This is a genomic window from Chryseobacterium sp. MIQD13, assembly GCF_050496705.1.
Taxonomy (GTDB): domain Bacteria; phylum Bacteroidota; class Bacteroidia; order Flavobacteriales; family Weeksellaceae; genus Chryseobacterium.
Genome location: NZ_JBNWAF010000002.1, coordinates 325,383 through 340,460 on the forward strand (window position 1 = coordinate 325,383; position 15,078 = coordinate 340,460).

The 15,078-nt window shown below is 36.8% G+C and carries 18 protein-coding genes; 7 read left to right on the forward strand and 11 right to left on the reverse strand.

What is annotated here, in order from left to right:
* From ACQWU4_RS08570 to ACQWU4_RS08580, 3 genes are read left to right on the forward strand one after another with little or no spacing between them, the layout of a single operon-like run.
* Window positions 1–1,149, forward strand: a complete 1,149-nt coding sequence (locus ACQWU4_RS08570) for a glycosyltransferase family 4 protein (protein ID WP_429935349.1) — start codon at window positions 1–3, stop codon at window positions 1,147–1,149.
* Entirely contained in the window at window positions 1,146–2,081 is a 936-nt protein-coding gene (locus ACQWU4_RS08575) for a glycosyltransferase family 2 protein (RefSeq protein ID WP_429935350.1), read from the forward strand. Before ACQWU4_RS08570 ends, ACQWU4_RS08575 begins: the two co-directional genes overlap by 4 nt.
* A gap of 2 nt (window positions 2,082–2,083) precedes the next feature.
* Window positions 2,084–3,022, forward strand: a complete 939-nt coding sequence (locus ACQWU4_RS08580; protein ID WP_429935351.1) for a glycosyltransferase family 2 protein — start codon at window positions 2,084–2,086, stop codon at window positions 3,020–3,022.
* Here the strand turns inward: ACQWU4_RS08580 and ACQWU4_RS08585 are convergent.
* From ACQWU4_RS08585 to ACQWU4_RS08620, 8 genes are all read right to left on the reverse strand, one after another.
* Window positions 3,014–3,940, reverse strand: a complete 927-nt coding sequence (locus tag ACQWU4_RS08585; RefSeq protein ID WP_429935352.1) for a hypothetical protein — start codon at window positions 3,938–3,940, stop codon at window positions 3,014–3,016. The genes ACQWU4_RS08580 and ACQWU4_RS08585 overlap by 9 nt on opposite strands.
* A gap of 1 nt (window position 3,941) precedes the next feature.
* Window positions 3,942–5,360: an MBOAT family O-acyltransferase gene (locus ACQWU4_RS08590; RefSeq protein ID WP_429935353.1), complete on the reverse strand. Its 1,419-nt coding sequence runs from the start codon at window positions 5,358–5,360 to the stop codon at window positions 3,942–3,944.
* Window positions 5,360–5,740, reverse strand: coding sequence for a VOC family protein (locus ACQWU4_RS08595; protein WP_429935354.1), 381 nt, complete (start codon window positions 5,738–5,740; stop codon window positions 5,360–5,362). Before ACQWU4_RS08595 ends, ACQWU4_RS08590 begins: the two co-directional genes overlap by 1 nt.
* A complete protein-coding gene (locus ACQWU4_RS08600; RefSeq protein ID WP_429935355.1) occupies window positions 5,740–5,979 on the reverse strand; it encodes an acyl carrier protein in 240 nt (79 codons plus the stop codon). Before ACQWU4_RS08600 ends, ACQWU4_RS08595 begins: the two co-directional genes overlap by 1 nt.
* A gap of 8 nt (window positions 5,980–5,987) precedes the next feature.
* Window positions 5,988–7,715, reverse strand: coding sequence for an HAD-IIIC family phosphatase (locus tag ACQWU4_RS08605; RefSeq protein ID WP_429935356.1), 1,728 nt, complete (start codon window positions 7,713–7,715; stop codon window positions 5,988–5,990).
* A gap of 17 nt (window positions 7,716–7,732) precedes the next feature.
* Window positions 7,733–7,861 (reverse strand): hypothetical protein, encoded by a 129-nt coding sequence (locus ACQWU4_RS08610; protein WP_429935357.1) that lies wholly within the window; start codon window positions 7,859–7,861, stop codon window positions 7,733–7,735.
* A 31-nt stretch (window positions 7,862–7,892) separates the two neighbouring features.
* Complete coding sequence (locus tag ACQWU4_RS08615) at window positions 7,893–8,921, reverse strand: acyltransferase family protein (protein WP_429935358.1); 1,029 nt, start codon at window positions 8,919–8,921, stop codon at window positions 7,893–7,895.
* Window positions 8,922–9,028: 107 nt separating this feature from the next.
* On the reverse strand, window positions 9,029–9,799 hold the full coding sequence (locus tag ACQWU4_RS08620) for a class I SAM-dependent methyltransferase (RefSeq protein ID WP_429935359.1): 771 nt from the start codon (window positions 9,797–9,799) through the stop codon (window positions 9,029–9,031).
* A 105-nt stretch (window positions 9,800–9,904) separates the two neighbouring features.
* Between ACQWU4_RS08620 and ACQWU4_RS08625 the strand changes: the two genes are divergently transcribed.
* From ACQWU4_RS08625 to ACQWU4_RS08635, 3 genes are read left to right on the forward strand one after another with little or no spacing between them, the layout of a single operon-like run.
* Window positions 9,905–10,447 (forward strand): acyltransferase, encoded by a 543-nt coding sequence (locus ACQWU4_RS08625; RefSeq protein WP_429935360.1) that lies wholly within the window; start codon window positions 9,905–9,907, stop codon window positions 10,445–10,447.
* A gap of 6 nt (window positions 10,448–10,453) precedes the next feature.
* Window positions 10,454–11,293 (forward strand): glycosyltransferase family 2 protein, encoded by an 840-nt coding sequence (locus ACQWU4_RS08630; RefSeq protein WP_429935361.1) that lies wholly within the window; start codon window positions 10,454–10,456, stop codon window positions 11,291–11,293.
* Window positions 11,294–12,460: a glycosyltransferase gene (locus ACQWU4_RS08635; RefSeq protein WP_429935362.1), complete on the forward strand. Its 1,167-nt coding sequence runs from the start codon at window positions 11,294–11,296 to the stop codon at window positions 12,458–12,460.
* Here the strand turns inward: ACQWU4_RS08635 and ACQWU4_RS08640 are convergent.
* Genes ACQWU4_RS08640 through ACQWU4_RS08650 form a run of 3 tightly spaced genes read right to left on the reverse strand, consistent with a single transcriptional unit; the run spans window position 12,457 to window position 14,496 of the window.
* Window positions 12,457–13,215 (reverse strand): SDR family NAD(P)-dependent oxidoreductase, encoded by a 759-nt coding sequence (locus tag ACQWU4_RS08640; protein ID WP_429935363.1) that lies wholly within the window; start codon window positions 13,213–13,215, stop codon window positions 12,457–12,459. The two genes, ACQWU4_RS08635 and ACQWU4_RS08640, sit on opposite strands and share 4 nt — an antisense overlap.
* Window positions 13,215–13,448 (reverse strand): phosphopantetheine-binding protein, encoded by a 234-nt coding sequence (locus tag ACQWU4_RS08645; RefSeq protein ID WP_429935364.1) that lies wholly within the window; start codon window positions 13,446–13,448, stop codon window positions 13,215–13,217. The genes ACQWU4_RS08640 and ACQWU4_RS08645 overlap by 1 nt, the downstream gene beginning before the upstream one ends.
* Window positions 13,449–13,482: 34 nt before the next feature.
* Window positions 13,483–14,496, reverse strand: a complete 1,014-nt coding sequence (locus tag ACQWU4_RS08650; RefSeq protein ID WP_429935365.1) for a 3-oxoacyl-ACP synthase III family protein — start codon at window positions 14,494–14,496, stop codon at window positions 13,483–13,485.
* A 48-nt stretch (window positions 14,497–14,544) separates the two neighbouring features.
* Between ACQWU4_RS08650 and ACQWU4_RS08655 the strand changes: the two genes are divergently transcribed.
* Complete coding sequence (locus ACQWU4_RS08655; protein WP_429935366.1) at window positions 14,545–15,075, forward strand: acyltransferase; 531 nt, start codon at window positions 14,545–14,547, stop codon at window positions 15,073–15,075.
* Window positions 15,076–15,078 lie beyond the last annotated feature (3 nt).

Genomic DNA, 15,078 nt, shown 5'->3' on the forward strand with positions numbered 1-15,078 from the left:
ATGAAAATAGGGCTGACCCATAATGATTATCCCATTAAAAGAAATATTTTAAATAAGGTTTCTGAATATGAATATGTTTTTTTGAGAAAGAATAACAATCTTTTCCATTCATTATCTACTGTAAAAAAAATTCTGTTCAGAAAAAAACCGGATATTGAAGGGAAATATTTCTTTTATCAGAAACCGAAGATTGATATTCTTCATCTTTATAATGATATCAATTATTCTTCACAGAAATGGGTAACTTCTTTTGAAACCCTTGTTCCCAGATTTCCCGAAACTAAAAATGATCATCAGAAAGCTGAACCTCAGCACATTCGCAATAAAAAAACGGAAGAAGCGCTCAGACAGATTGAGAAAAAGAACTGTCTGGGAATTATTTCAATTTCGCAGGCTTCTGCCAATATCCAGCTGGAACTTCTGAAAAACTATCCTGAATTTCAGGAAACCATAAAATCCAAACTTTCTGTAATTCATCCGTCTCAGGAAGTTATTCCGAGAGATTCCCGGGAAATTTACCAAAACAGGGAAACTTTCAATTTAATTTTCGTGGGAACCCAGTTTCACCTGAAAGGAGGCGTTGAAATGATAGAGGTTTTAAAGAAACTAAAAAAGCAGTACAATTTCAATCTTAGTATTATTTCTTCCTTTAAAACAGACCATTATGTAACCAGGGTCACTGAAAAAGAAGCTCAGGAAACCAGAGAAATGCTGAAAAAGGAAGACTGGATCAAGATTTATGAAAATATTCCCAATGAAAAAGTCATAGAGCTTATCAAGCAGTCCCACATCGGTCTTTTGCCAACATGGTCGGATACCTATGGTTTTTCAGTTTTGGAAATGCAGGCGGCGGGTGTTCCTGTCATTACTACAGATATACGTGCATTGCCTGAGATTAATAATGAAAGCTGCGGATGGCTTATACATCTTCCCCAGAACCGGTTGAAACAGGCTCTTTATTTTACTGCCGAACAGCGGGAAGAGCTCAAAAAGAACCTTAAAATACAGCTGGAAAGTATTCTGGAAGATATTTTCACAAATCCTGAACAGCTTCCTGAAAAGTCAAGACAGTCACTGGAAAGGATCAGAAAAGAACATGATCCGGCTATTGTCAGTGAAAAATTAAAAGCAATATACCGCAAGGCATGAATATCTCTGTAATTATACCTGTTTACAATGCATCTGAATTTCTGGAAAAAGCAGTAGATTCTGTTTTGCCGTTTGATGAAGTAAAGGAAATAGTCCTGATTGAAGATAAATCCACCGATAATTCTCTGGAAATCTGCCAAAAACTGGTGTTAAAAGATTCAAGGATCAAATTATACCAGCATCCGGACAAAGGAAATCACGGAGCCGGAGCCACAAGAAATCTGGGAATAGAAAAAGCAGGCTATGAATTCATATCTTTTTTAGATTCTGATGATTATTATCTTCCCAACCGTTTTGATGCGGAAAAAGAAATTTTTAAGGAAGAAAAAATTGAAGGTGTTTTCGGGGCTATTGGCGTTGAATATTTAACTGAAAAAGGCAGACAGGAATTTCAGGATAAGTTTAAAAATATTTCTTTAACCACAGTTAATTTCCCTGCTGAAGGTCAGGAAGTTTTGAAAGGACTACTGGGTTTAACGCCAAAAGTTTTCGGAACATTTTTTCATCTGAATGCACTTACCATCAGAAAAGCTGCACTGGTGAAGCATAATCTGCGTTTCAACGAAAACCTTCGTGTACACCAGGATTCTGATTTTATTACCAAGCTGGCTTATCACTGTTATTTAAAATCCGGGATTATAGATAAAGCTGTTGCGATAAGAGGAGTGCATGACAACAACAGAATTACCAAAATTATAAGATATTCGCCACAGTATAATCAAAGACAGCTCCTTTTATGGAAATCTTTAAATGACTGGTCTGAAGCCAATCCATTGCCATCAGATTGTAAGAAAAAGATCTATTTAACCTACAAATCTTTTGATTTATCCTTAAAAACAGGATTAAATAAATATTTTTGTACCTTTTTAGAGGTGATTAAGAATCCTCAAATATTAAAAACACAATACCGTTTTACGTATCTCAACCGATAAGAATGAAAATATCCGTTATTATTCCCGTTTATAATGCTGCAGAATATGTCTCACAGGCTGTAGAATCGGCTCTTCAGTTTGAAGAAGTGTATGAAGTGATCTTAATTGAAGATAAGTCTCCTGACAATGCTCTGGAGATTTGCCAAAAATTAGCCGAGAAATATGACCGTGTGAAACTTTACCAGCATCCTGATAAAGGAAACCACGGCGCCGGAGCGTCCAGAAATTTAGGAATGGAAAAGGTAACCGGAGATTTTGTAGCATTTCTGGATGCAGATGATTATTATCTGCCCAACAGATTTGATGCGGAAAAGGAACTTTTTAAAAATCCTGACGTAGAGGGAGTTTACGGAGCAATAGGCGTAAAATACTATTCAGAGAAAGCCAGAGAGCAATACTACTCTATTTATCAGGATAAACTGGATACGGTTTATAAAAAACACAACCCTGAAGATGTTTATCTTGGACTGATCAGCTTACACGGAACTTTTGGGCTTATCCACCTGGATGCTTTAACCTTAAGAAAATCCTCGTTGTCTAAAATGGACCGATTTTTTGAAACTTCTCTGCGGCTTCACCAGGATTCGGAGATTATCATAAGGTTTGCCTATTATCTGAAGCTTTACACAGGGATTAATGATGAGGCTATTGCCTTAAGAGGTGTACATGAGAATAACAGAATTACCAAAGTAGATTCAGGGAAAATAAATCCTGCAACGACACGTATTTTACTTTGGAAGGAACTGAATACATGGGCAGAAAATGAAAAGACGGTTCCGGAACATGTAAAACTTCACCTTAAAAGAATGCTCCGCAGTTTTGAAATTGCAGTAGCTCCTCCAGTGAAAAAATGGGGAATGATTGCTAAATATCTGGTTACAGACTATCCAAGCATCCGTTCCGGGCTTTTCAATATCAATTTCAGGAAAAACCTATTTTAATACTTTCTTATCTGAAAGAATAGAATCAGCAATCTGGGCAGTAAATACCTTCCCGGATTCTTTGTACATGTGGTTTCCGTCTGTATAAATATACTTATTGTGCTGCGGAGAGAAATCGAGGAACTTCACACCGTTCTTTTTGGCGATAGATCCTATTATTTCACTAAAATCAGGGCTGTATGCATTTTCTATGTCCATAATTCCCTGAAAACCGGGAATTCTGACAATGTAAACAGTTCCTTTGCTTTTAAGGTATTTAATAATATCCTGAAGGGCATCCAATCTATATTGGGATATTTTTTGGTTGCCTGCAAATTCTTTGTACTGGACTATTTTGCTATCCTCTCTTTTCTTTAAATCAACCGGGTTGATGTCAACCGTTACTTCCATCCATCCGTTTTTATGCAGGTAAGTATTGGATCTTCCCACCGCTTCCCTGTCGTTGTAGATATTAACCCAGCTTTTAGGAAAATGCTTTAAAAGGTATTCATAGTTGGGCGCCATATCATAAAAATGCATATCTGCCAACGCGGAAACATTCTCTGTATAATCTTTGGCGTCTTTTACATCTTTACCGGTAGATACATTCCACGGATCAACAGTCAGAATAAAGATACCGTCTTTAGTATCCGGATTGATCTTTCTCTTGATGGCCTCAAGATAAATCTGTCCGTATGGTGATTCTGTAAGATTGAGGGAAAAATTATCGAATTTTCTGTTTTTAAACTTACCGTCTAAAACATCCGGCACCAAAGCCTGAGAGCCGCGGGAATCTCCCATAATCATATTGGAAGGTTTGGGACCTGTAAAATGCCTGTAATTATCATCCGTATTACCGTCTGCATAACTTCCCAGCCACAGTAAAACAGCTATAATTACGATAATATAAAAGGATATTTTAAATAAAAATTTTTTCATATCAGAACTGTTCATAGATAAAACTGCTATTACCAAACACACCGAAGTACATAATCATGAAAAGAAGGAATACATAAAAAAGTCTTCTTGTAAGAGGATTGAACCTGCTTATTTCAAGGCCGTGTTCTTTATCCTTATTCAGCCAGTCTATCAGTATAATGATTCCTATTAATCCAAGAATTTTAATCTTTATAAATTCCGGAACCGAAAAAATAGAAAGGCTGAAAATTCTCCCATACATTCCCAATGCATCCGTAAGGGTGGGTGCTACAAAAAGTACCAAAGCAAAACAAACCATTGCCATAGTCAGCAGAATATTGCCTAATTCCGAAAGTGTAGGAACAGATTTTGAAAACTTTTTCTTTTTGTTTAATTTATCTTTTAAAATTAACGGAATATAATAAAGCCCGTGAAGCAGACCAAACAATACGAAGGTATATCTTGGCCCGTGCCATGCTCCAATTAATATAAAGTTTAAAATAATAGCCGCGATCAGTCCTTTCTTTTCATAATCCCTGAACTGGATAACCAGCGGTGTGAAAACATACTCGGTCAGCCAAGATGTTAATGAAATATGCCATTTTCTCCAATAATCTGCAATATTCTGTGCAAATAGAGGAAAGGCGAAGTTTTTCGTTATTTTAAAGCCTAAAAGCTTTGCAAAACCTATGGCCATATCGGAATAGCCGGAAAAATCCGCATACATCTCGAAAAGAAACAAGATTACACCATAAGCTACCGTACTCCCTGAAAGATGATCATAATTCTGAAATATATCCTGAGTAATAGGCGTAATGCTGTTGGCTACCACCAGTTTTTTAAATGCCCCCAGAAGGATCTGTCTTGCAGCATCCGAACCGTTTTCCAATGTGAAAACTCTTTCCTTTTTCAATTGGGGCAATAACAATCCTGCCTTATCAATAGGCCCGGAAGTCATGCTCGGAAAGAAAGCAATATAATTGAAAAATGCCAGTGCATCCGTTTCTGCTTTTAGCTTATTATTCTTAATATCAAGCAAATAGCTTATCATCCTGAAGGTATAAAAACTGATGCCCAAAGGAAGAATGATGGTTAAAGTAAGGGTATTCTTAATATTGAATAACTGAGCAAAAGAATCTATGAAGAAATTAAAGTATTTAAAATAGAACAAGGTTCCAATGGAAAAAAGAAGCCCCAGATTCACTAAAAGTTTCTTTCTTCCGGGAGTTTCGCTCTCTGAAATCTTTAATCCCAGATAATAACTAATGGCTGAGCTTATGATCAAAAGTATTAAAAACCTCCAGTCCCAATTGGCATAAAATACATAGCTGGCTAATAACAGAAACAGATTCTGAGCTTTAAGCTTTTTGCCTAAAACCCACCAATATACAGCAAAAACAACTGAGAAAAAAAGAATGAATACTAATGATGTAAACTGCATCAGTTACTGTTTAAAAGTTCAACAATTCCATAAGAAAGCATCAGGAAAGCCACTTTCCGGTTATTAAAAAGAATAGCTTCCTTGGGAGGGGAAATAAGCATCCCTCCGTTTTGTGTAAGATGTTCTATCGTCTGGTCGATATCTTCAACTTCATAGCAGATATGGTAATAAGAAATTCTCTTTTTCAGAAGGTTTTCTACAGGTTTTCCGGAAACAAACTCAATGTTTAAGCCATCTTCTACGGTTACCATACAAAGCTCTGCCTGCTGGTTCGGATCAAAAATGACAGGAGTTTCTTCAACAATTTTATGGAGGCTTCTGATATTTTGGAGTTCTGCCTGTATGTCTTTACAGGCAACCCCAACATGGTGAAACTTCATTATAGTTTGGAAGCTATAGAATCTGCCATTTCACCCACATTATTCCAGCTCTGGATTTCAGAAGAGGTAAAACGGATACTGAATGCTTTTTCCACTGCAACAATTAACTGAATGTGGGAAAGTGAATCCCATTCTTCAACATCTTCTGCCGTAGTTTCAGCATTTAATACTATTTCTTCATTATCCAATTCGTCACGGAAGACGTTGGTAAGCTTAGATAAAATTTCGTTCTTATCCATGTGTTTATTTAATTTTTATTAATAATGTATACTTCTTTTGACTGATATTCATCGACGTTCAGGATCCATTGACCATTGTATTCAGTAAATCCTAATCTTTCGTAGTGGTCTTTTACCATCTGGTTTTTTGTGGTAGGAAGATATTCGCCTACGACATTTTTAAATCCATGTTTCTTTGCGGTTTCCACAATGGTATTAAGGGTAAAGTCCTCCATTCCTCTTTTCAGGACACGGCAGCTCATCAGCCATGTATTGATAAAAAGAGTTTCCGGGTCTTTCTTTTCTAAAACAATCACACAGATCAGTCCGTTATCACCATACTTATCTTCCAGGGTGAAAGAAATTGTGTGGTGTTCTTCGGAATTGATCAGGTTATCGATATCCTGTTCCGTGTATCTTACAGTTCTCAGGTTAAATTGGTTGGAACGCTGGGTCAGCTGTGAAACCCTTGGTTTTGAAAAGCTGTCGAAAGATTTCACATCAGAAACCATATTCATGCTTTTCAGGAAATCTTTTACATCGGTGAAGCTGTCCAGATCAACTGCACGCTGTGCTTCCACCTGGTATTGTTTGGTCCGTTCTGCATCATTTTCAGAAAAACTGGAAGTCTCAAACAGATTCAGTCCGTACAGGTATTCCAGATATTCTGCCGGATCTTCAGGAAGTTCAGGAACACATACTTCCGGAAGATTTTCACGCACGATATTTCTTTCAAAAGGATTGTCATCAAGAAATACCATAGAATCGAACCCGATGTTCAGAATGCTTTGGATTTTTCTGATATTATCCGCCTTATTATCCCAGTTTGCCACAAAAACAGCAATATCGTCCAGTTTAAGGACCATATCGGGATGTTTTTCAAAAGGTTCTTTGGCTTTATCTTCATCATTTTTGCTGCAAACAGCCAGGATCACACCTCTTCTCTGAAGGGCTTTAACCCAGTATTGAAATTCAGTAAAGGCCTTGCCTATTCCTAGGCTTCCTATCTGGATTTTTTCCAGGCCGTCGTCCCCAATGATGCCGCCCCATGTTGTATTATCAAGGTCAAGGATAAGGCATTTTTTAAATTTCCCTTCCAGTGAAGAAATAATACCGGTAATATGATGTGCTACAATCGGTAAGGCATCCAGTGAAAGTACCATTTCCGTATTTACATAGATGTTGGGAGAAAACATAAAGTCTCTTCCCCATTTATTCTGTATTGAAAGAAGATCTGCAATAAAGAAATTGTCATTTTTGATGGCAAGTTCTGCAGAAAGCAAATAATTAAGCTTGTTCAGCTGGAAAACAAAAGAGGATTCCACCTTATTGGAAAAGTTTCCAAAGACCTGATTATTGATCGCTGGAAAATTACAGTAAATAACCCTGCTTTTGGTTCTGTTCTGAATATTTCGGTAAAGATCCTGAATATAGGCAATTTTATTCTCTGCAAACGAAGCCTGTGTATCATAAGATTTATAATACTGGCTTAATAATTTGTGAGAAGATTCAAAAATGATCGTATAATCTGCACTGAACTCATAATATTCCGAAGTAGGATCTAAGATCTGTCTTGAGATCTGGCCAAAATCTGCTTCAAAGATTTCAAATTCAAAGCCGTCACTTACAGCAGTTCCCTTCAAAGCTACATTAAGAAATTGCGTAGCTGTGTCACCTAATAATGCCAACTTGATCTTCCTAAGCTGGGAAAAATCTTTGCGAAGTTCTTTTTTCAGTTCTGAAAACGTTCTGTACATGGAATTCTTTTATTTTATTAAAATATGAATGTACCGGTTCCCAATCCTGTCAGTTCTGTAGTATTCCTTTTAAGGGATCCCGAAAATACCGGATCTTTATAAATGCATGCAGCATATGCCTTGGGAACATTCGTATTTTTTTTCATTGTGTTTTTGTTTGCTACAAAAATAAAGATTTTATCTGATATTTAATTTTTTAAGATAATCTCTGAGCGGTTTTTCTATAAATTGATAAAACAGCATCGAAGTAATGATCAGAACAGCCAGATAAATCCAAAATACACTGTTGATATCAAGTTTATAATTCTGTCCTTTCAAAACCTCCCTAAGAATATACAGAATGGGAATATGCGTGATATAAACGGCATAACTTACTTCGCCCAGATACTCCAGTGGTTTTAATGCAAAGATTCTGGTCACCAGCCCGTTATTCCAGGAAATGAAAAGAATCAGCGGAATAAAAAGCACTGCCATAAGCCCGTTGTGATAAAAAAGCGGAACAAAGATCAGTGAAAGCATAACGACTGTAAAGACCAGAATTACAGGGATATCGTAATTTTTCTGCTTAAAATGATTCACAAAAAACAGCCCGGCAAGGTTACCTACTAAAAATTCACTCACATGCATCAGTGGAAAATAATACAGAAGCTCGTGGCTTTCCGTATGAGGTCCTTTATAAGACGGTGAAGCTTCGTAGAGATGGGAAAATACCTGTGTAATAATCCAAAGTACAATACCCGTTACCCAAATGCTTTTATTCTTCTTGGAATAAAAATAATTGTAAAGTAAAGGGAAGATCAGATAAAACAGAAATTCCACAGAAATAGACCATCCCGGAAAATTCAGAATCATGGCTTTACCCGGAATCCAGCTCTGCAGTCCGGACAGATATAAAAAAGCATCAATAACATTGAACTTTGAATATCTTGTTACCAGAAAAAGCAGCATTCCCAGGACATATAACGGATATATTCTTGCCAATCTGTTTTTATAATACTCAAAATAATCAATCTTCTCTTTTTTATGATAGGCTATGATCATAATGAAACCCGAAAGGATAAAAAAATAGCTCACCCCAACATTGGCTTTCAGAAAAATATCTGAAATATAGTCTGTCTTATAGACAAACATATCTTTATTAAAATGAGAAATAACTATGGCTATAGCTGCTAGGAATCTGGTAAAGGTAATCTGACTTATCTTCATTCACAAAAACTGGTCAACAGCTTGTATAGTTAGTATAAAAACATCCGGGTCTCAACGATACGCTTTTCGCGCAGGCATAAAGCCGGCTATTCCGCCTTCTTTAAAAACTACTTGACAAAAACGCCGATATACTTCCCTTCATATTCTACTACCGTTGTTTCTATGTCATATTTTTCACAGAAATCCTGGTATGCAGAATTATCTCCAATATCATCACTAATGAACACACCGCCTTTTTTCAGGTGCTTGTAAAGCTCATCATATGCCCACATTCTTCCGTTATAACTTTTATCAGAATCATAATGAAGAACGTCAAAAATTGAATTTTCAGCAAAAATCTTAGGTAAAGACTCCTTATCTGCAAAACGGAACAGTTTCCAGTTGTTTTTAAGGTTTTGAGGAACAACGTAACCTACGTACTGATCCCCGTCCTGCGCAAGGTAAGGCATATCTGAACTGTACAGTGTTCCGTTTCTTTTCGTCAGGGACAGAAGTGAAGCCAGTGAAGACCATCCGTAAGCAACCCCTGTTTCTACTACATGCTTTGCATCGGCATATTCACATGCATAATAGATCAGCTCCAAAGCTCCGGGACCGCCCATTTTTACGGGACATGCTTTTTCTCGCTGCTCTGCTGTTTTTAAAACATCAGCATAATCAGTACGGAAAGCGCCTATTTCCCGTCCAAACAGCTTTAAAACAGCTTCTTCCTGGGAAATAGCTTTTCCTGACGCCCAGGAATTTGTTTTTTCCTTTCCTTTGAAGGCATTCCCTCTGTTGACGGTATTTTTAATAATTTTTCTTCCCAGTTCCGGGTAAAGATCAGGTCTTTTCAGATAACCAATAAATGTTTTGAGAACTCTTGTTATTTCACTCACTGTGTTGTATTTAATTCCGCAAAAATAAATATTTTTTTTTCATTTATCTAAAAACAAATTATATTTGTGATACTCAAATGAATGAAAAATAAATAAACGTCCGATATGTTCTACACTTTTTTTGAAAAAATTTACCGGAAACAGCAGCTTTCCATCCTCAAAAAAAATCCTAAAGTATTTTTTGAAAACATCAGACTTGGTGTAGGCGGACGCATCGTTCTTGATAAAGATCTGAAAAAAGTAAGCATCGGAAAATCTGTAGAGTTCAGAAACTACACCTGTATCCTGGTTACGAAAGATGCTTATTTGGAAATAGGAGACCGTTTTTTCATGAACAATTTCTGCTCTATTAATTGTCTGGAATATATTTCTATCGGTGAAAATACGTTGTTTGGTGAAAATGTTAAGCTGTATGATCACAATCACGCTTATGAAACCACTCCTGAATTTAAAATTCACTCTTCAAAATTCACAACAGCTCCTATAAAAATAGGCAGCAACTGCTGGCTGGGAAGCAACGTTACTGTACTGAAAGGCGTAACGATAGGTGACAACTGTATTATCGGGGCTGGATGTACCATATATAAAGACGTTCCTGCCAATACACAGGTTATCAATAAACAGGATTTAGTGTTCAAATCTCTTTAAATTCAGATGAAATTTTCTATACTTATTGCCCATTACAATAATGCCAGGCTTTTTAAGGACTGTTACAGTTCGTTACTTGCGCAAACCTATAAAAACTGGGAAGCCGTTATTCTGGATGATGCCTCATCTGAGGAAGAAAAAGAGCAGATCAAAGCTACGATTGCAGGAGATGAGCGGTTTAAATTTTTCGAAAATGAAAAAAATTCCGGTGTAGGTGTTACCAAAAGCAAGCTCATTGAGCTGGCTTCCGGAGATATCTGCGGTTTTGTAGATCCGGATGATGCCATTCTTCCTGAAGCTGTTGAAAAAGCAGTGAGCGTATTTACACAGAAAAAAAATGTAGTGCTTGCTTATTCAAGATTTATGAGCTGTGATAAGGACCTGAAGCCTATTGCTCCGTTTAAATCTGCCATGCAGGTTCAGAATAACGATCCGTATTTCTTTAATTATCCTATCCAGATTGCCCATTTTGTGACCTTCAGAAAAGATGTTTATGAACAGACAGAAAAAATGAATCCCAGTCTGAAGATATCGGAAGATCAGGATCTTTATTTAAAACTCTATGAAAAAGGTGACGTCTACTTTATTGATGACACCAATTATCTCTACAGAACCCACACGGGAGGAATATCCCAGAATGATAATAAATCGAAGTCTTATGAGTATTTTTCTCAGGTGGTTTTCAATGCTATGAAGAGAAGACATCTCAAAAGCATCAACGGAATGAAAATTCCGGAAAACTATCCCGGTCAGCAGGAAATTTTCAAGCTTCTGGAATATCAGAATTCAGTTCCATATAGGATAAAAAGAAAAATCTCCATTACTTTACAAAAATTTTTCAGGTAAATGTCAGCAGAAAATCAGAAAATAAAAGTTCTTTTCAGACACCGTTCTATGGAAATGGGCGGCGTGGAAAAAGTGATCCTCAGCATTCTTCACAATCTTAATCCTGACAAGTTTGATATCACAGTCTGTCTGAACCTTAATCAGGGTGAGTTGAGAAATGAGTTCCCGGAACATGTAAAAAAGGTATATTTTACTAACGGAAAAGAAGATTTCTCTAAAAACCCTTTGATTCATAAACTTCAATTGGTCCGCAGAAGACTGAAACTTTCCCGCGCATTGAGAAATCATAAAATTTCCGATCATCTTCTAGGAAATAAGAAATTTGATATTGAAATTGCTCCCACTTATTCTGCATTTTCATCTGTTATCAAATCCAGTAACAAAGATTCCAAGAAAATAGGGTGGTTTCACTCTGAAATTAATGTTCCTACCTTACAGCCGCTTGTTCCTGATATTCTTGAAAATTTCCCGCAGTTTGATCATATGATTTATTGTTCGCAGAAAATCAAAGATCTTATGCATAAGTACTATCCGGAGATGAAATATCCCGAAGAAAGTGTAGTGATTAATGCTATTCCTATTGATGAAATCAAGAAAAAGGCACAGGAAAAGATTGAAAAACTTCCTGAAGGACCTGTTTTTGTTTCGGTAGGGCGTCTTCATAACAGAAAAGGATACCATAAGCTGATCGACGCTCACAAAAAACTGATTGATGAAGGTTTTCACCACAGCATTATCGTAGTGGGAAGCGGCGAGGAAATGAAAAACCTCACCGAGCAGATCCGTGTGAATAATGTTCAGAATACCTTTATTTTAAGTGGCAACAGGATGAACCCTTATCCGTATGTGAAAAATGCAGACTATTTCATTCTGCCTTCTGAATCTGAAGCATGGCCGTTGGTAATTGCTGAAGCTTTAATCCTTCAAAAGCCTATCATTGCTACTGATACTGGAGATGTGGGGGTTATGATTAAAGACCGCGAAACGGGCTACCTCATCAATTATGAAACAGATGAAATGTATACTGCCATGAAAACTTTTCTGACAGATCCTGAGCTTATTGCCAAGATCAGAAAAAACCTGGAAACTATAGAAGACCAGTTTGATAATCAGAAAATATTTGACTCGGTGGAAGGTATCCTGGAAGATCTTTACAGAAAAAATTAGTGTGCGGAATATCCGCCGTCTACCACAAGATTTGATCCGGTTATCCATTTTGAGGCATCCGAAAGCAGGAAAATACAGGCATTGGCCACATCTTCAGGCTGACCGATTCCCAGAGGATGTTTTTTAAGGATCTCTTCTGCAGCATCTTCACCGATATTTTCGAACATTTTTTCCAGTATGGGAGTATTTACCATAGCAGGACTTATGCTGTTTACCCTTACTCCACTTCTTGAAAGTTCCATAGCAAGAGATCGGGCGCCGGAAACTACAGCGCCTTTGCTTGCTGAGTAAGCAGCCTTTCCTATTTCGCCAACCATTCCTGCTACAGAAGAAATGAAGACAAAACTGGAATTTTCGTTTTTATATTTTTTGAGAGATAAAATTTTGGCAATTTCAAATCCTGAAATAACATTGACGGCAAAAATATTTGTGTACAGCTGAGGAGTATGTTTTTTCAGAGGAAGGGTCTTTTCTATTCCCGCACAGTGAATGAACCCTGATATTTTTCCTAAAACCGATACTTTTTCAGCAATCAGCTCTTCGAGGTTTTCAGCAGTCGTGATGTCTGCAATAATGATTTCCGATTTGGTATCCGGAGACAGCATAGAGACTGTTTTCTGCAGTTCTTCTTCGTTTCTGGCTATAAGGATAAGATGTGCTCCGCTTTTACTGCATTCTACAGAACAGCTTCTCCCGATACCGGAAGAAGCGCCTGTAATAAGAATTGTTTTATCTTTTAAAGAAAACGGATTCATTAATCTTCAAAGTTTTCTTTACCAATAACATCCATAAGATCAGAAACAGTTTCTATATCTTTGAAATGCTTCGTGTCAATTTTCTTATCGAAATTTTCATCAACAAATGCAATCACAGAAAGCAGACTGATAGAGTCATAGCTTTCAAGCTGTTTTAAATTGGTTTCAGTGGTTAATGTTTCGTCTTCTTCTAATTCTTCTTGTAATTTCTCTAAAAAAACTGATGTTTTCATATATTTAAATTTTACGACTTTTTGTTATTATTATTTAAATGTCCAGTACTGTTGCTCCCCAGGAATACCCTACTCCGAAACCTGCCATCAATACTTTGTCTCCTTTTTTAATTATTCCTTTATCCATCATATTTTTAAGGGCAATAGGAATGGTTGCAGAAACTGTATTCCCTGTGTTTTCCATGTCAATATAAAACTTTTCTGCCGGTATTTTAGTTTTCTTCCTTAAATAATTCAGCATAAAAGAATTGGCCTGGTGGAAAACAAAATGATCGATATCATCCATCGTCAGTCCGTTCGTTTCCAAGGTTTCTTTTACCAGTCCCGGGATATTTTCAATGGTAAAATTAAAAATTTCCGGTCCGTTCATGTAAAGATTTTCAGGATGAAACTCGTTTTCAGGGTTAAGCTGAAAGTCTGTTTTAAATGCTCCTTTCTTTACAATAAGGTTTTCCGCACCACTTCCATCCGTTCCCAGACAAAACTGGTAATCTTTGGCATTTTCATCTTTTTCAACGATCACAGATGCTGAAGCATCCCCGAATATGCTTCGGTTGGCTTTATCTTTCGGGTTGATATGCTTTGTATATGTTTCTGATGTGATCAGTAAAATACTTTTTGCAATACCGGCTGCTATTAATCCTTTAGCAAAAGCCAGTCCATAAACGAATCCGGAGCAGCCAAGATTGAAATCCATAGCTCCTATATTTCTTCTGAGCCCCAGTCTGTCCTGCAAAATACAGGCCGTAGTGGGAAGAAAATAATCCGGGCTTTGGGTACAGAAAAGAATAAAATCTACTTTATTCCTGTCATAGTTTTCGAAAATTTTTTCGGAAGATTTTACGGCAAGCTCCAATACAGTCTCATTGTCTGAAGATATATGGCGCTGTCTGATGCCTACTTTTTCATGGATTCTGTCTGAGCTCCATTCAGGGAATTCTTTTTCGAGATCCTCATTGGTAAGAACATTCTTCGGTAGATAATATTCTATTTTGGAAACTTTTATCATATAAATAAATTTCTTTTTCTTTGCAAAATTAAAAAACAATTCACAATAATGATGCTCATCTACAGAATAGTATTAAAAATACATTCCATGTTCCATACTTTTCTCAACAAGGCAAGCCTTGAAGCGGCGAAAAACCGTGGCATGAAAGTCGGGAAAAATTTCAATATGCCTGATAAAATTTTCTTTGGAACTGAACCATACCTGATAGAAATCGGGGATGATGTGAATATTGCTGCCGGAGTAAGGTTTGTAAACCACGGCGGAACCACTACTCTTCTGAGAAAGCTTCCCGGCTATGAAGATGCAAGAATTTTCGGAAGAATAAAAATAGGGAATAATACCACAATCGGAATAAACTGTGTTATTACTCATGACGTACAGATCGGAAACAACTGTATTTTGGGAGCTAATTCAGTTTTATCACAATCTATGCCTGATAATACAGTATTTATCGGCAATCCCGCACAGTTTTTGTGTACGATAGAAGATTATGGTGATATTGTTTTAAAAAGCAGCCCCGAATATCCCAGAGAACTGGAAAAAGACAGAAAAAAACTGGATGAATATATTAAGGCCAACCTTCCTTATAAATTCAAAAAGGCCAGAAAAATAAAATAAGAC

What these genes read in the sequence shown, in the direction of transcription:
- ACQWU4_RS08570 (WP_429935349.1), top strand. Translation starts at nt 1, where the DNA reads ATGAAAATAGGGCTGACCCATAATGATTATCCCATTAAAAGAAATATT.
- ACQWU4_RS08575 (WP_429935350.1), top strand. Translation starts at nt 1,146, where the DNA reads ATGAATATCTCTGTAATTATACCTGTTTACAATGCATCTGAATTTCTG.
- ACQWU4_RS08580 (WP_429935351.1), top strand. Translation starts at nt 2,084, where the DNA reads ATGAAAATATCCGTTATTATTCCCGTTTATAATGCTGCAGAATATGTC.
- ACQWU4_RS08585 (WP_429935352.1), bottom strand. Translation starts at nt 3,940, where the DNA reads ATGAAAAAATTTTTATTTAAAATATCCTTTTATATTATCGTAATTATA.
- ACQWU4_RS08590 (WP_429935353.1), bottom strand. Translation starts at nt 5,360, where the DNA reads ATGCAGTTTACATCATTAGTATTCATTCTTTTTTTCTCAGTTGTTTTT.
- ACQWU4_RS08595 (WP_429935354.1), bottom strand. Translation starts at nt 5,740, where the DNA reads ATGAAGTTTCACCATGTTGGGGTTGCCTGTAAAGACATACAGGCAGAA.
- ACQWU4_RS08600 (WP_429935355.1), bottom strand. Translation starts at nt 5,979, where the DNA reads ATGGATAAGAACGAAATTTTATCTAAGCTTACCAACGTCTTCCGTGAC.
- ACQWU4_RS08605 (WP_429935356.1), bottom strand. Translation starts at nt 7,715, where the DNA reads ATGTACAGAACGTTTTCAGAACTGAAAAAAGAACTTCGCAAAGATTTT.
- ACQWU4_RS08610 (WP_429935357.1), bottom strand. Translation starts at nt 7,861, where the DNA reads ATGAAAAAAAATACGAATGTTCCCAAGGCATATGCTGCATGCATTTAT.
- ACQWU4_RS08615 (WP_429935358.1), bottom strand. Translation starts at nt 8,921, where the DNA reads ATGAAGATAAGTCAGATTACCTTTACCAGATTCCTAGCAGCTATAGCC.
- ACQWU4_RS08625 (WP_429935360.1), top strand. Translation starts at nt 9,905, where the DNA reads ATGTTCTACACTTTTTTTGAAAAAATTTACCGGAAACAGCAGCTTTCC.
- ACQWU4_RS08630 (WP_429935361.1), top strand. Translation starts at nt 10,454, where the DNA reads ATGAAATTTTCTATACTTATTGCCCATTACAATAATGCCAGGCTTTTT.
- ACQWU4_RS08635 (WP_429935362.1), top strand. Translation starts at nt 11,294, where the DNA reads ATGTCAGCAGAAAATCAGAAAATAAAAGTTCTTTTCAGACACCGTTCT.
- ACQWU4_RS08640 (WP_429935363.1), bottom strand. Translation starts at nt 13,215, where the DNA reads ATGAATCCGTTTTCTTTAAAAGATAAAACAATTCTTATTACAGGCGCT.
- ACQWU4_RS08645 (WP_429935364.1), bottom strand. Translation starts at nt 13,448, where the DNA reads ATGAAAACATCAGTTTTTTTAGAGAAATTACAAGAAGAATTAGAAGAA.
- ACQWU4_RS08655 (WP_429935366.1), top strand. Translation starts at nt 14,545, where the DNA reads ATGTTCCATACTTTTCTCAACAAGGCAAGCCTTGAAGCGGCGAAAAAC.